Source organism: Chryseobacterium sp. (genome assembly GCF_019236175.1).
GTDB lineage: Bacteria > Bacteroidota > Bacteroidia > Flavobacteriales > Weeksellaceae > Chryseobacterium.
The window spans coordinates 201440-215887 of the sequence record NZ_JAFAJM010000003.1 but is presented as its reverse complement, the minus strand read 5'-3'; the positions used below and the strand labels follow the sequence as shown (position 1 = coordinate 215887).

The 14448-nt window shown below is 39.3% G+C and carries 9 protein-coding genes; 6 read left to right on the top strand and 3 right to left on the bottom strand.

Annotation, left to right across the window (positions count from 1 at the left end; genetic code table 11):
* Window position 1: 1 nt before the first annotated feature.
* The 3 genes from JO178_RS02410 to JO178_RS02400 form a co-directional block, all read right to left on the bottom strand.
* On the bottom strand, window positions 2-565 hold the full coding sequence (locus JO178_RS02410; protein ID WP_291931063.1) for a TetR/AcrR family transcriptional regulator: 564 nt from the start codon (window positions 563-565) through the stop codon (window positions 2-4).
* A 161-nt stretch (window positions 566-726) separates the two neighbouring features.
* Window positions 727-1647 (bottom strand): AraC family transcriptional regulator, encoded by a 921-nt coding sequence (locus JO178_RS02405; protein ID WP_291931061.1) that lies wholly within the window; start codon window positions 1645-1647, stop codon window positions 727-729.
* Between the two features lie 66 nt (window positions 1648-1713).
* A complete protein-coding gene (locus JO178_RS02400) occupies window positions 1714-2631 on the bottom strand; it encodes an NAD(P)H-binding protein (protein WP_291931059.1) in 918 nt (305 codons plus the stop codon).
* Window positions 2632-2804: 173 nt separating this feature from the next.
* On the opposite strand from JO178_RS02400, the gene JO178_RS02395 reads away from it, so the two are divergent.
* From JO178_RS02395 to JO178_RS02370, 6 genes are all read left to right on the top strand, one after another.
* Window positions 2805-3263, top strand: coding sequence for a hypothetical protein (locus JO178_RS02395; protein ID WP_291931057.1), 459 nt, complete (start codon window positions 2805-2807; stop codon window positions 3261-3263).
* 103 nt (window positions 3264-3366) lie between these two features.
* On the top strand, window positions 3367-4452 hold the full coding sequence (locus JO178_RS02390; protein ID WP_291931055.1) for an efflux RND transporter periplasmic adaptor subunit: 1086 nt from the start codon (window positions 3367-3369) through the stop codon (window positions 4450-4452).
* A gap of 15 nt (window positions 4453-4467) precedes the next feature.
* A complete protein-coding gene (locus tag JO178_RS02385; protein WP_291931053.1) occupies window positions 4468-7629 on the top strand; it encodes an efflux RND transporter permease subunit in 3162 nt (1053 codons plus the stop codon).
* Window positions 7622-9091, top strand: a complete 1470-nt coding sequence (locus JO178_RS02380) for a TolC family protein (protein WP_291931051.1) — start codon at window positions 7622-7624, stop codon at window positions 9089-9091. Before JO178_RS02385 ends, JO178_RS02380 begins: the two co-directional genes overlap by 8 nt.
* Before the next feature lie 856 nt (window positions 9092-9947).
* Window positions 9948-12902: a SusC/RagA family TonB-linked outer membrane protein gene (locus JO178_RS02375; RefSeq protein WP_291931049.1), complete on the top strand. Its 2955-nt coding sequence runs from the start codon at window positions 9948-9950 to the stop codon at window positions 12900-12902.
* A gap of 5 nt (window positions 12903-12907) precedes the next feature.
* Window positions 12908-14371, top strand: a complete 1464-nt coding sequence (locus tag JO178_RS02370; RefSeq protein WP_291931047.1) for a RagB/SusD family nutrient uptake outer membrane protein — start codon at window positions 12908-12910, stop codon at window positions 14369-14371.
* Window positions 14372-14448 lie beyond the last annotated feature (77 nt).

Genomic DNA, 14448 nt, shown 5'->3' with positions numbered 1-14448 from the left:
TTTAAATCAGCTTTTGAATGATTTTTTTTGCAGCTTGTATGGTATCCGGTTTTTTGAAAACCGAAGCTGTAACGATTGAACCTTCCAGCATCATGTAAATAGTTTCCGTAAGTTCACCGTCAGTCAGTATTTGTCTGTGACCTGAATTCATCACCAGTTTTTTTATGAAATCTTTACTGTGAACTTTCGTGGCTTGAATTTCAGCCAATACTCTCGGATCATCTGTTCCCGCTTCATCATTTGCTTTGACAAACGGACATCCTCCATATTGACGAATTTCCTGACGTTTCGTATGATGGTCGAAAACAGCCAATAATTTTTCTTTCGGATCACTCACTGCATTAACACCAGCTTCCAGCCTGCTGAACCAAAGCTGATGCATGCGCTGAATATATGCAACCAATAAATCAACCTTTGTTTCGAAATGCTTGTATAAAGATCCTTTGGCAATATCAGATTCACTGATAATCTGATTAATCCCGGTATTACTGTAGCCTTGTTCATAGAACAACCGTTCTGCAGTATCTAATATTTTGTCAATGACAACCTGTCCTCTCTGTTTCATGCAACAAATGTAAACATTAAATAGACAATATTGTCTATTTAATGTTTACGCTTTTTTCTATCGGTATTATTGAATTGATTGATGCTGCTGGAATTTAGGCCTCTTAAAGACCACTGACATTATTTTCTTAAATGATGTCAGCAGAATATTTGGAAATTTATTTATTGAAAAGAGGTTCTGAATTCCAGCGGAGAAATTCCGGTCTTATTTTTAAATAGTTTTGTCAGAGACTGGGGATACTCAAATCCAAGCTCATAAGCAATTTCACTGACAGACAGATCCGTAGTGGAAAGCATCTCTTTAGCTTTATTAATCAGTTGCCCATGAATATGCTGTTGGGTACTTTGACCTGTAAGCATTTTAAGAAGCCTGCTTAAATAATTCGGGGACATATGAAGCGCATCTGCTATCTGCTGTACAGTGAGAAGACCCTTTGACATCAGATTTTCATCATTCATATATGTACTCAGAATTTCTTCCAGCTGGTCAAGAATCTGATGATGGGCGGCTTTTCTTGTAATAAACTGCCGCTCATAGAATCTTTCCGAATAATTCAATAAAGTTTCAAAATGTGAAATAATAATATTCTGACTGAACTTATCGATATTGGAATGGTATTCCAGTTCAATATTTTTTATTATTCCATCGATAATGGTCTCTTCTTTTTTCGAAAGAAACAAGGCCTCGTTCACGGAATAATTAAAAAAGTCATATTGTTTTATTCCTTTGGCAAGAGATGTACCCCATAAAAAATCAGGATGAATCAACAGCATCCAGCCGGATTGTTTTTCGTTCAGAACAGGATCTGTCTCGATTCTGAAAATCTGCTGAGGAGAAATAAAAAACATCGTTCCTTCATCAAAATCATATTCCTGCTGGCCGTATTTCAGTTTCCCGTTCATTCCCGTTTTCAGGGAAATCTGATAAAAACCGAGCGTCCAGTTGACATCACCGATATCGGCCGGCCGTTTCAGCTGACTGTAATCAATCACACTGATCAACGGATGTTCCGGCGGCGGCAATCCTCTTGAACGATGAAAGTCAGTAATAGACTCTATCTTTTTAGTAATCCGTTTTTCCATGATGATAAAGGTACAAGAAGCTTTTTAAAATTTGAAAACAGCCTGATTTATTTTTGAATTAAAAATTTATTCTGTCAACTGATCATAATGATAAGCGGCGGCAAATTCTTTAGCAAAATCTGCCAGCTTTATTTTTCCTAAGACCGGTTTTCTATTGTAATAATCTTCATATAACAGACCGCTTCCCTGAGCAGCCTGCGTTTCTACGAAACCTCTCGCTACCTGCTCGTTAAAACCAATATTCAGCCAGCTGTTCAGGATTTCGTCATCTGAAGTCACATTCCATTTCAGATCCGGCATTCCAATTGCGCTGCCTAAAGCCTTTGCAATTTCATCAGGAGAAATTTCATCACTTGCCACATATCTGATCATTCTGCCTTCAAACGGTCTTTCTATTTCTTCTGCAACCACCTCTGCAATATCTAACGGAGAAACCCAAGGCTCTTTCCGGTCTCCGCCCCAATTGGAAATTATAGCTCCTTTATTTTTAATCACGGGAATAAAGGAAAGAAGATTGAAATAAATCCCGACAGGGCGGATAAATTTAACTGAAATCTCTTCCGGCAATTCATTCAGAATATTTTCTACATGATGATGGAAAACAATAATACCTGTATGCTGATCCGTATGTGCACCAATACTGCTGAGATGGACAATCTTTTTTACCCCGGATCTTTCTACAGCCGTTTTGTAATGAAGTCCGATTGTACAGATACTTCCGATAAAATCAACACTTTTATCAAATAGATCTCCTGCGGCTTCCATGGTTTCCATTAAATATACCACATCAGCTCCTTTGAAAGTTTTTGTCAAAAAATCTACATCAAACATACTGCCAGTTGCTGCTTTGGCGCCAAGAGTCTCAATCGCAGCCGTTCTTTCTGCAGTACTGCTGATGACCGTTACTGAATGACCGTTTTTAATAAGCTGCCTTGTGAGCGGTTTTCCTATGTTCCCTATGGAACCTGTTAAAACAATATTCATTTTTTATCTGTTTTTGTTGCTGTAAAATTCCGGTTATCATCACAGATCCGTGTAACCGGATCCGTCTTTTTGTTAGTCAAAAAAGACCTGGTTCTAAAAATGATACTTTTTAACACTTTTTTAATCTTTATGGTTTGCTCTGATTTTGAAGTTTAATTACCTTTGTCTCTGGGATGCAGAAAAGATTTTATCAATATTTATACAGCTTGTTGTTTGCGTTACTCACCGTTCTGGGTTGGTATTATGGGCAGATTCAACAGTATATTTCTACTGATACTCCATCTGATTTTCACTTTACCACTGATATTCTGACCCAGCAGAAAAAAAGCATTCAGAAGTCTTTTGCCTTTATTAAAACCCATGAGACTAATGACACTTATAACATCAGCCATCCCCGTTACAATAAAATCAGAGCGAATCTTTCCGAAAATGATTCGGAAAATGATGATAATGTAGACCATCCGGATTCTACTGAGCTTCTGGCACTTTTCAAAGACGGCTTCTGGCATTTGATCTCAGACTTCGTCACTATATTTCACGATCAACAAATCGCTGTTTCACTGGCTCAGCATGAGCATTTAACACCTTTACATGATGATCTGTATATTCAGTACAGGGTCATCCGCCTGTGATTTTATCATAATTTTTTCGAAAACCTTACCTGCTTTCATCATCTGTTTTTGAAAGTAAGTACCCTTATTTTTCAATTATAAATTATTATAAAACAATATTATCATGGTCAAGAAAAGTCTCATGTATATCAACTTGTGCCTTATTCTCCTGTTTGTAGGCTGTCAGTCTGAAAAAAAAGAAAAGACAGAAACTGCATCATTCAACGTAACAAGCCCTCTTGTAAAAGATACTCTCGTTAATAAAGATTATGTAGCCCAGGTCCGATCTATTAATCATATTGAGCTTCGTGCTCAGGAAAAAGGATATATTCAGTCTATTTTTGTTGATGAAGGACAGTTTGTTCAGAAGGGACAATTGCTGTTTAAAATTATGCCTAACCTTTACGAATCTGATGTTAACCGTGCTAAAGCGGAATCCAGATATGCAGAAATTGAATATCAGAATACTAAAAATCTTTCTGATAAAAACATTGTTGCGCCTCAGGAAATGGCAATGGCTAAAGCCAAATATGAAAAAGCCCAGGCTGAGCTGTCTTCTATGAATACTCATTTGAGATTCACTGAAATCAGAGCTCCTTTCTCCGGGATCATAGGAAAACTGCATGTCCGAAAAGGAAGTCTTGTAGGAGACGGAGAGCTTGTAACAGAACTTTCTGATAACAGTAAGATGTGGGTTTATTTCAATGTTCCGGAAGCGGAATATCTGAATCATATGAGCAACAGAAAAGACAATAATCCGCTGCACGTACGTCTGATGATGGCTAACGGAAAAGAATTTACACAAGATGGTATCGTAGAAACGATAGAATCCGACTTTAATAACGAAACCGGAAATATCGCATACAGGGCTACTTTCCCAAATCCAAAAGGTCTTTTACGATACGGTGAAACAGGAAATATTGTTATTACCTCTCCTTATGCCAATGCCATGATGATTCCTCAGAAAGCCACCTTTGAGGAACTGGAAAAGAAATATGTCTACGTGATTACCAAAGACAATAAAGTAAAAGCAAGAGAAATAAAAATTGCTGCTGAATTACCGCATATTTATGTAGTGGCTTCAGGGCTTGGAAAGGATGAAAGAATCCTTCTGGATGGTCTTCGAATGGTTCAGGAGAATCAAAAGATCAGTTCAAAATACCAAAAGCCTGAGAAAGTGATGTCGAACCTCGATCTGTATGCAGAGTAACCCAAAAGCAGCATTATGTTTAAAAAAGTAATACACCGACCGGTTTTCGCTATTGTGATATCGGTTGTCATCCTGTTCATAGGAGGCCTTGCCATGAAGCAGCTTCCTACCGAACAGTTTCCTAAAATTGCACCGACAACGGTTGCCGTTTCTATTGCGTATCCCGGAGCAAGTGCAGATGTATTGGTAAAATCTTCCCTGATTACAATTGAAAATGCCATTAACGGGGTTCAGGGAATGCGTTATATCACTACAGATGCCACCAGTGCCGGAGAGGCAACTGTCAACGTGGTATTTGATCCCGGGACAGATCCGAATGAGGCTGTAGTTCTTGTAAAAACGAGAGTTGACCAGGTAATGCCTTTATTACCCGAACTGGTACAGAAAGAAGGGGTTGTAGTAAACCCGATACAGCCAAGTATGCTGATGTATGTAAACCTTTACAGTACGAATAAAAGTATGGATGAAAAATTCCTGTACAACTATTCCATGGTGAATATTATTCCGGAAATCAACCGTATTCATGGTATTGCAAGATCCCAGATCCTGGGAAGCCGAAGATATGCGATGCGTATCTGGCTAAACCCTGACCGTATGCGTGCTTATGATATTTCTGTAGATGAAGTGATGAAGGCAATTAGCGAGCAAAGTATTATCGGCCGGCCGGGAAGGATCGGACAGAGTTCCGGTATTGCGGCACAGTCTCTTGAGTATGTATTGACTTATAAGGGGCAGTATAACAAACCTGAAGAATACGAAAATATCATCGTCCGTTCCAATGCAGAAGGAGAAAATGTTAAGTTAAAAGATATTGCCAAAATAGAACTGGGCAGTGAGTTTTTTGATATTTATTCCAATCTTGACGGGCACCCGTCTGCTTCTATCGTTTTAAAACAAAACTACGGAAGTAATGCCAATGATGTGATCAAAGATGTGAAGGCAAAGCTTGCCGAAATGAAAGGAAACTTCCCTCCCGGCGTAGATTATAAAATCAGTTATGACGTTTCGCAGTTCCTTGATGCTTCTATTGAGCAGGTAATACATACCTTGAGGGATGCATTTATTCTCGTAGCCATTGTGGTTTTCATTTTCCTTGGTGACTGGCGTTCTACGCTGATTCCAATCATAGCCGTTCCGGTTTCTTTGATTGGTACTTTCTTCGTGATTCAGCTTTTTGGATTAACCATTAACCTCGTTACCCTGTTTGCCCTGGTGCTGGCCATCGGAATTGTGGTTGATAATGCTATTGTTGTTATTGAAGCTGTTCATGCCAAGATGGAGGAAAGCAATATTTCGCCTTATAAAGCTGTGAAAGAAGTAATGGGTGAGATTGCAGGAGCTATTATTGCCATCACTGCCGTAATGGTAGCGGTATTTATTCCGATTTCATTTATGACAGGTCCGGTAGGAACGTTCTACCGTCAGTTTTCCATTACGATGGCAAGTTCTATTGTAATTTCAGCCGTGGTAGCTCTTACTTTAACGCCGGTATTGGCCGCAATGTTATTGAAAAACAACCATGGAAAACCTAAAAAGTCCAATATTTTCACGAAATCTTTAGATGCGTTTAACAGCGGATTTGATAAAATCACCGGTAAATATGCATCATTCCTTAGAAAGATTGTCAACAGAAAAGTAATAACCTGGGGAATTCTGGCTGCTTTTTGTGCCGGGATTTTTGTGATCAATAAAGTACTTCCCGGCGGTTTCATTCCTAATGAGGATCAGGGAACTATCTATGCTATTATTCAGACTCCTCCGGGTTCTACCCTGGAACAGACCAATAAAGTTTCCAGAGCTTTGCAGAAAATAGCAATGGGGGTAGATGGTGTAGAATCTGTATCTTCTCTGGCAGGGTATGAAATTATGACAGAAGGACGTGGCTCTAATGCAGGAACCTGCCTGATCAACCTTAAAAGCTGGAATGACCGTGATCATTCTGTAAAGGACGTGATGGAAGAGCTGGAGAATAAATCAAAAGATCTGGGAGCAACTATTGAATTTTTTGAACCGCCTGCTGTTCCTGGATTTGGATCTTCCGGAGGGTTCTCTATGAGATTGCTTGACCTTAACAGAACCACGAATTATCAGGATTTTGATAAGGTGAACAAAGACTTTATCGCCCAGCTGAAAAAACGTAAAGAGCTTACAGGGGTCTTCACGTTCTTTGCAGCTAATTATCCTCAATATGAACTAGTATTTGATAATAATGCCGCAATGCAGAAAGGGGTATCCATTGGAAAAGCTATGGAAAACCTCAATATTCTGATCGGGAGTACCTATGAACAGGGTTTTATTCGTTTCGGACAGTTTTTCAAAGTGTATGTACAGTCCTCTCCGGAGTTCAGAAGGCTTCCTACGGATATTATGAATCTGTATGTAAAAAACGACCGTGACGAAATGGTTCCTTATTCTGCATTCATGACGATGAAAAAGACACAGGGCCCTAATGAGATCACCCGTTACAATATGTACAATTCCGCAGCAATCCGCGGACTTCCTGCGGCAGGGTATACTACGGCAGATGCTATTCAGGCGATTAATGAAACGGCTGCCAAAACTCTTCCTCACGGCTATAAAGTAGCTTGGGAAGGCTTGTCTTATGATGAAGCACAGCGTGGTAATGAGGCTATTTATGTTTTCCTTGTTGTTCTTGTATTCGTATATCTGGTACTGGCTGCACAATATGAAAGTTTCCTTATTCCGTTTGCGGTACTTTGCTCGTTACCGGTAGGGGTATTCGGATCTTTCTTACTGTTAAAAGCAATGGGACTTGAAAATGATATCTATGCTCAGGTGGGACTGATCATGATTATAGGATTATTGGGTAAAAATGCGGTACTTATTGTAGAATTTGCCGTAAAAAGGCGTCAGGCAGGAGATTCTATTCTGGAAGCGGCTGTGGAAGGCTCCAAAGCCCGTTTCAGACCTATCCTGATGACTTCATTTGCATTTATAGCAGGATTGGTACCCTTGGTATTTGCAAGGGGTGCAGGAGCGATCGGAAATCATACGATCGGAGCATCCTCATTAGGAGGAATGCTTATAGGAACCTTATTTGGTGTTATTGTTATTCCGGGGCTGTATTACATATTTGCCAAGTGGTCTGACGGTAAAAAAATGATTAAAGACGAAGATGAATCTCCATTAAGCGAAGACATGATCCATTATGAATAAAACTAGAATATATCAATATGCAGGTGTGGCAGTCTTCTTATTAAGTTTTACTGCCTGTAAACCTATAGAAATAGAACAGCGTGCTGAAAATAAAGCTGTTCCTGAGAAATACAGTTCGGCAACTAATGATACTATTAATACGGGAAAACTAAAATGGGATGAATATTTCAGTGATCCGAAACTCCAGGGACTGATCAATCAGGCGCTTCAGAATAATCAGGAGCTGAATATTGTTCTCCAGGAAATTGAAATTTCTAAAAATGAAATCAGGGCCCGCAAAGGCGAATATCTTCCTTCGGTTGGTTTAAAAGCCGGAGCCGGAGTAGATAAGGTAAGCCGTTATACTAATATCGGAGCCATGGAAGCCAATACGGAAATAGAGCCCGGCAGAGAAATGCCTGAACCTTTATTTGACTTCGGAGTAGGTGCTGAAGCTAAATGGGAAACTGATATCTGGGGAAAACTTCATAATGCCACAAGAGCTCAGGCCCAACGGTACCTTGCCAGCATTGAAGGGAAAAACTTCATGGTAACCCATCTGATTTCAGAAATTGCAGATTCTTATTATGAGCTATTGGCGCTGGATAATGAACTGGTTATTTTGAATCAAAATATCAAAATCCAGAGTGATGCACTGGAGATCATCAAGGATTTAAAAAAGAATGCACGTTCTAATGAACTGGCAGTACAGCGATTTGAAGCGCAGGTTTTGAAAACTCAGGGTATGCAGTACGACATCCAGCAAAAAATCGTGGAAGCTGAAAACAGGATCAATTATCTTGTGGGAAGGTTTCCGCAACCTGTGGAGAGAAACCAGGATTCCTTTGACTCTGTTGTACCTCAGGCCGTCTATGGCGGAATTCCTTCGGAATTGCTGGAAAACAGGCCTGATATTAAACAGGCTGAATATGAACTGGCTGCCTCAAAACTGGATATCAAAGTAGCCAAAGCAAGGTTCTACCCTTCTCTTGATCTTTCAGCGGGAATAGGATTACAGGCCTTTAATCCGCTTTACATCATCAAGCCTCAGTCTCTCCTTTTCAATCTTGCGGGAGAACTGACTGCTCCCCTGATCAACAGAAGAGCAATCAAGGCTTCTTATGCCAATGCCAATGCCAAACAGATTCAGGCGGTGTATCACTATGAACAGACTGTTTTGGGAGCTTATATAGAAGTGGCCAATCAGTTGTCCAAAATTCATAATCTTGAAAGCAGTGTCAACATTAAATCTAAGGAAGTGGATGCTTTAACGAGATCCATTGATATTTCCAATGATTTATTCAAATATGCCCGTGCTGATTATATGGAAGTGTTGCTGACGCAACGCGATGCACTGGAATCCAGGTTTGAACTGGTTGAAAAGAAAGTCAATCAGCTAAAAGCAAGTGTCGCCGTATACAGAGCATTAGGTGGCGGATGGGATCAGCAACCTCTGACACCACCCGACATTTCTAAAAATTAAACATTATCATTCATTTTCTATCTGAAGGGGGCTTATCGAAAGGTAAGCTCCTTTTTTTGATGCATGATCTGAATACATCAAAACAATATTTCCAAGCAGATCCACTGTCTTACACTAGCCCCGATAGCAACGGTTACCCCGCAACATAGTCTGGAAAGAAGGAGGAATTGGGCAACGGAAAGTTTTGGAGTGAGGAGTATGAGTGAATAGCGGGATCAGGCTCCTGATATATCTTTTGGTATAAAATAATCAAAAAGTCTATAAAAACAATAGACTAATATTGTTAAGTTTAATTCACAGCTTAAAATACAAATTTTTTATCATTTTTTAACATTTTAAAAACGGACTCAAAGCATTCATTTTCAATACAAAACAATAAAACCACCTTGTGATTTTTAATTAGTCTACTAATTTAGTAGGTTAATATGATTTATCTCATGCATTGCTTGTACCAAGGTTTATGAATTATTAGATAATTTTGACCCAGTTAAAAAAAACATAAACTTTATTCTCATGAATAAGAACTTCTTTGATTCTTACCAATGCACCATTCCGGCAATAGCAGCTGCACAACATCAATGTTCAGCAGGATCCGGTTTTTCACAGCACAATTGTATTTCTCAGAACATGTGCTTTGATATGATGTGCACAATGATGATGTCATAACTTTCTAAGAGATACATTCATTACTGTAGGAATTAAAGCCCCCAAAAAAAGCTTCTTTCATCCGGGTACCTCTCCTGTAAATTTTAATCTTTCGTTTTTATATCCTCCCTGCAAAAGGAGGCAGAAAGCTACATTTTTTACTGAGAGATTGCAGTAATACACAGTTCAACTTTAAACCTAGATTAATATAATGAAAAAGAAACAATGCAAAATTGGTGTATTGGCTTTACTCCTATTCGCGGAATATGGCTTTGCCCAAACTAAAGACAGTCTTTCTCAGGAGAACGCCATAAAAGAAGTTGTGGTAGTGGCTTTCGGAAAGCAGAAGAAAGAGGAAATCACCGGATCGGTACAGTCTTTAAAAGCCAAAGATCTGTCTAATCTTCAAAACGGAAATATCCTTCAGGGAATTGGAGGAAAAGTAGCGGGAGTACAGGTTATTTCTTCCGGTCAGCCGGGTTCACAGCCTACGATAAGAATGAGAGGTATTGGTTCCATCAATGCATCCAGTGATCCGCTGATCGTACTGGATGGCATTCCTTACAGCGGAAACCTGAACAGTATTGCAGCATCCGATATTGAAAGTATTTCTTTTCTTGAAGATGCTTCATCCAATGCACTCTATGGTTCGAGAGGAGCCAACGGAGTGATCATTGTGAATACCAAAAGAGGGAAAACAAAAGGCCTGCATGTAGAAGCAGATGTAAGAACCGGAGTAAATTTCAGATCTATTGAGGATTATTCGGTGTATACTTCTCCGCAGGATTATTATACGGCATTTTACAACAGAGGAAGAATCGGGGAAATTGCAAGGTTAAAACAACCGGGAGCTGTTCCTTCCGGCCCTACTCCACATGATGTAGGCCTTGCAGCACTTAACAAACTGGGATATGATGCTTACAATATTCCTTTTAACAAGCTTATTTTACCGGATGGTTCTTTTAATCCTGACGCTAAACTGTTGTATCAGGATAATTGGAGAAAACTGCTTTTTAAACCTGCATTACGAAGAGAGGCTACGGTAGGTATTAATGCCAGTGGTGACCAGGTAAAGTCTTACACTTCTCTTAACTATCTGGATGACAAAGGCTATCTTATCGGTTCCGGATTTGAAAGACTGGGAATCAGATCCAATCTGGATTATTCCATTACGTCTAAACTAAAATTAACCGGTGCTTTATCTTACACATACAGCAAACAGGACTTTGGAGAAAGTTCAGGGTTCTCAAACCCTTTCCAGTTTGCCAGAAATATATCTCCTTTTTATCCTGTATTCCTGAGGGACAACAATTATCAGGTATTATATGATCAGTACGGAAAGGCATTATACGATTACGGAGACGGACAGGGACCAAACGGAGCAACAAGATCTTATGCCGTTTTTGAAAATCCGGTAGGAAATCTTCAAAAGAATAAATCCCAAACCACCAGTAATCTTACCAACATCAACCTTGGATTACATTATGAAATTTTCAAAGGCCTGGATTTTACTTATAATTTCGGAGCTTATCTTGAAAATATCACCAATCTTCAGTTCGGAAATACGGAAGGGGGTACCTCGTCTTCTGTAGGAGGTATTCTTACCAAAAGTTCTTTATTTAAATATACACTGAACCATCAGCAATTATTAACGTATCAAAAAAAAATAGATAAGCACAACTTCAACATCCTTATTGGTCATGAATTTAATAAAATAAAAAATGACCAGTTCTCCGGAACAAAACAGCAGCTTCTACTTCCTAATTCTTTGTCATTTGATAATGCCGTAAAAATCACCGACCTGTCCGGAAACGGTTATGAATACGCTGTGGAAGGATATTTCTCAAGATTACTTTATAATTATGATGGGAAATATTTCTTTAATGCAAATGTCAGAAGAGATGGCTCTTCCGTTTTTTCTCCGGAAAGCCGATGGGGGAATTTTTATGGACTGGGACTGGCATGGAATATAGCTAAGGAAAATTTTCTTAAAGATAATACCGTGATTAATTCCTTAAAATTAAAGGGATCTTATGGTCAACAGGGAAATGATAACATCCTTTTGAATAATTCCACAAGAGATTATTATGCGTATCAGGATATTTACGGGATCAATAATTTTGGGGATGACAAACCGGTTTTATCTCTTAAAAAACAAGGAAATAAAGATCTGAAATGGGAAACTTCCAAAAACCTGAATGCCGGTTTTGAACTCTCTCTCTTACAAAACAGAATTACCCTGAATGCGGATTATTTTGAAAGAAAGGTATCAGATATGATCTATACCCTGCCTCTTCCTCCTTCTAATGCAGGTTCTTATGTAAAATACGGTAATATAGGAGATATGATCAACCGGGGAGTGCAGGCGAATATCAATATTGACATTCTTCGTTCAGATCAGTTTCAATGGAGTTTATATGCCAATGCGACTCATTATAAGAATAAAATTACCAAACTACCTGCTGAACAAAGAACTACCGGACTTGTCACCGGGCTGTTTATTCTGACAGAAGGCGGAGACAGATATACTTATTACCTTAAAGAGTTTGCAGGGGTAGATAAGAATAACGGTGATGCACTGTGGTACCGCACAGCATTCAATCCGGCAACTCAGAAAGAAGAAAGAACGATTACCAATAATTACAAGGAAGCTACAGACTATAATACCGGTAAATCGGCTATTCCAAAGGTCTATGGTGGTTTCGGAACAGATGTCACCTATAAGAGATTCAATCTGTCTGTCAATTTTGCGTATCAGTTCGGCGGATATGGATATGATGATATCTACAGAAGTTTATTCCATTCGGATACCTACGGATCAAATTATTCTACTGATTTAAGTAAAACATGGACTCCCGAAAATCCAAACGCTACATTGCCAAGAGTAGACCTGACCGCTACCAATCAGAATGGAAATTCAACGCTTTATCTGATAAAGTCTGATTATATCAGTTTACAGGATGTGACCCTGTCTTATCAGCTCCCTGACGGTTTTGCACAACAGGCAGGTCTGTCAGGTTTAAAAATTTATCTGACAGGAAATAATCTTTACCTATGGTCCCAAAGAAAAGGATACGACCCAAGGGCCTCATTAACTGGAGTTTCTGATGCTTACAAATATTCTTTGCTTTCCAGTGTTTCTGTAGGGTTTAAACTATCTTTTTAAAAAATATGAAAACAATAAAATATTTTATCGCAGCAGCAGTCTTTACCTTCGTTTCCAATAGCTGCTCCAGTGATCTGAATACGTTACCGGACGGAGATATTTCCGGAGAACAGCTGAATAACGACCCGTCAAGCCCGGAAAAGATTCTGGGCGGAATCTATCTCGACCTTCGCAGCAACGGAGCCGGAGGTACCACTTTGCATTCCGATTTCGGAATTATGGCTATAAAGGCAGGGGCCGATCTGATGTCTAACGATGTGATCCAGTCGACCAACCAGCATTTGGGAATGTTCTATAATTATGAAGCGACAAATGCCAGCAATGCCGCTTCCGAAATTGTATGGACAACTTTTTATGCCCGGATATTTGTCATTAATAAATTACTTGATGATTTACAGAAAGATACCGGTTCCAAAAACAGAGCAATCAAAGGACAACTGCTTGCTTTAAGAGCCTATTCTTATTTTAATCTGATCCGTTTTTATGCCCATGATTATAAAGATCATGCGTCGGACCCTGGCCTTCCTCTGGTTCTTACCAGTGGTAATCCTAATCAGGGACTTCCAAGATCTACGGTATCGGAAGTATACACTCAGATCACGAAAGATATCGAAGAATCTATCGTTCTTTTAGACAGCTACGCCAGACCATCGAGAGCCCAGATTGACCAAAGAGCAGCCAAAGCCATTGCCGCAGATATATTTTTACAGACAGAAAATTATGCAAAAGCCGGTCAGTATGCCCGAGAAAGTAAGGAAGGTGTTGCGCTGATGACAGAGAACGAATATACGACTACCGGATTTTCCAACATCAACAACCCTGAAGTTATATGGGGTTTCCATAACACCATTTCAACGATGAGTATCGGAAACTACTACGCCTCTTTTTTCTCCATGTTTGATAATACCAATGAAGGATATGCCGGTGCTGCCCAAATCCGTAAGCTGATAGACAAGCGTCTTTACGAAGCCATTCCGGAAACCGACTATCGTAAAAAGGTATTTAACGGCAGTCAGAATGCCCCATATACCTTTAACGGAAAAACCAAAAATTATCCGCCGTATGTAAGCTGGAAATTCAAGGACCCTAGCCTTTTTGAAGGTGATTATATTTACATCAGAGCTTCTTCTCTTTATTATATTGAAGCTGAAGCTCTTGCCAGACAAGGAAGAGAAACTGAAGCGAAACAGGTATTATATGAAATTGCTTCCAAAAGAGATAAAGCCTATTCGCTTTCTTCAAAAACAGGAAATGACCTCCTCAACGAAATTATTCTGCAAAAAAGAATTGAACTCTGGGGTGAAGGCTATGCATGGTTTGATATGAAAAGACTGAATATTCCTCTGGAAAGGATATATCCGGGAACCAATCATACGTTTGGAAGGTTCAATCTGACTCCTGATCAATTCAGATTTCAGATTCCCAACAAGGAAATCAACAATAACCCGCAGATTAAACAGAATCATTAAATACAACCTCTGCACAGGTTTTACTATTTTAATATATTTTAAGAAGGGCACCATTTGTTTCAAATGGTGCTTTTTTA

Coding starts and splice junctions, on each gene's coding strand:
- JO178_RS02405 (WP_291931061.1), bottom strand. CDS start 1,647: ATGGAAAAACGGATTACTAAAAAGATAGAGTCTATTACTGACTTTCAT.
- JO178_RS02400 (WP_291931059.1), bottom strand. CDS start 2,631: ATGAATATTGTTTTAACAGGTTCCATAGGGAACATAGGAAAACCGCTC.
- JO178_RS02395 (WP_291931057.1), top strand. CDS start 2,805: ATGCAGAAAAGATTTTATCAATATTTATACAGCTTGTTGTTTGCGTTA.
- JO178_RS02380 (WP_291931051.1), top strand. CDS start 7,622: ATGAATAAAACTAGAATATATCAATATGCAGGTGTGGCAGTCTTCTTA.
- JO178_RS02375 (WP_291931049.1), top strand. CDS start 9,948: ATGAAAAAGAAACAATGCAAAATTGGTGTATTGGCTTTACTCCTATTC.
- JO178_RS02410 (WP_291931063.1), bottom strand. CDS start 565: ATGAAACAGAGAGGACAGGTTGTCATTGACAAAATATTAGATACTGCA.
- JO178_RS02370 (WP_291931047.1), top strand. CDS start 12,908: ATGAAAACAATAAAATATTTTATCGCAGCAGCAGTCTTTACCTTCGTT.
- JO178_RS02385 (WP_291931053.1), top strand. CDS start 4,468: ATGTTTAAAAAAGTAATACACCGACCGGTTTTCGCTATTGTGATATCG.
- JO178_RS02390 (WP_291931055.1), top strand. CDS start 3,367: ATGGTCAAGAAAAGTCTCATGTATATCAACTTGTGCCTTATTCTCCTG.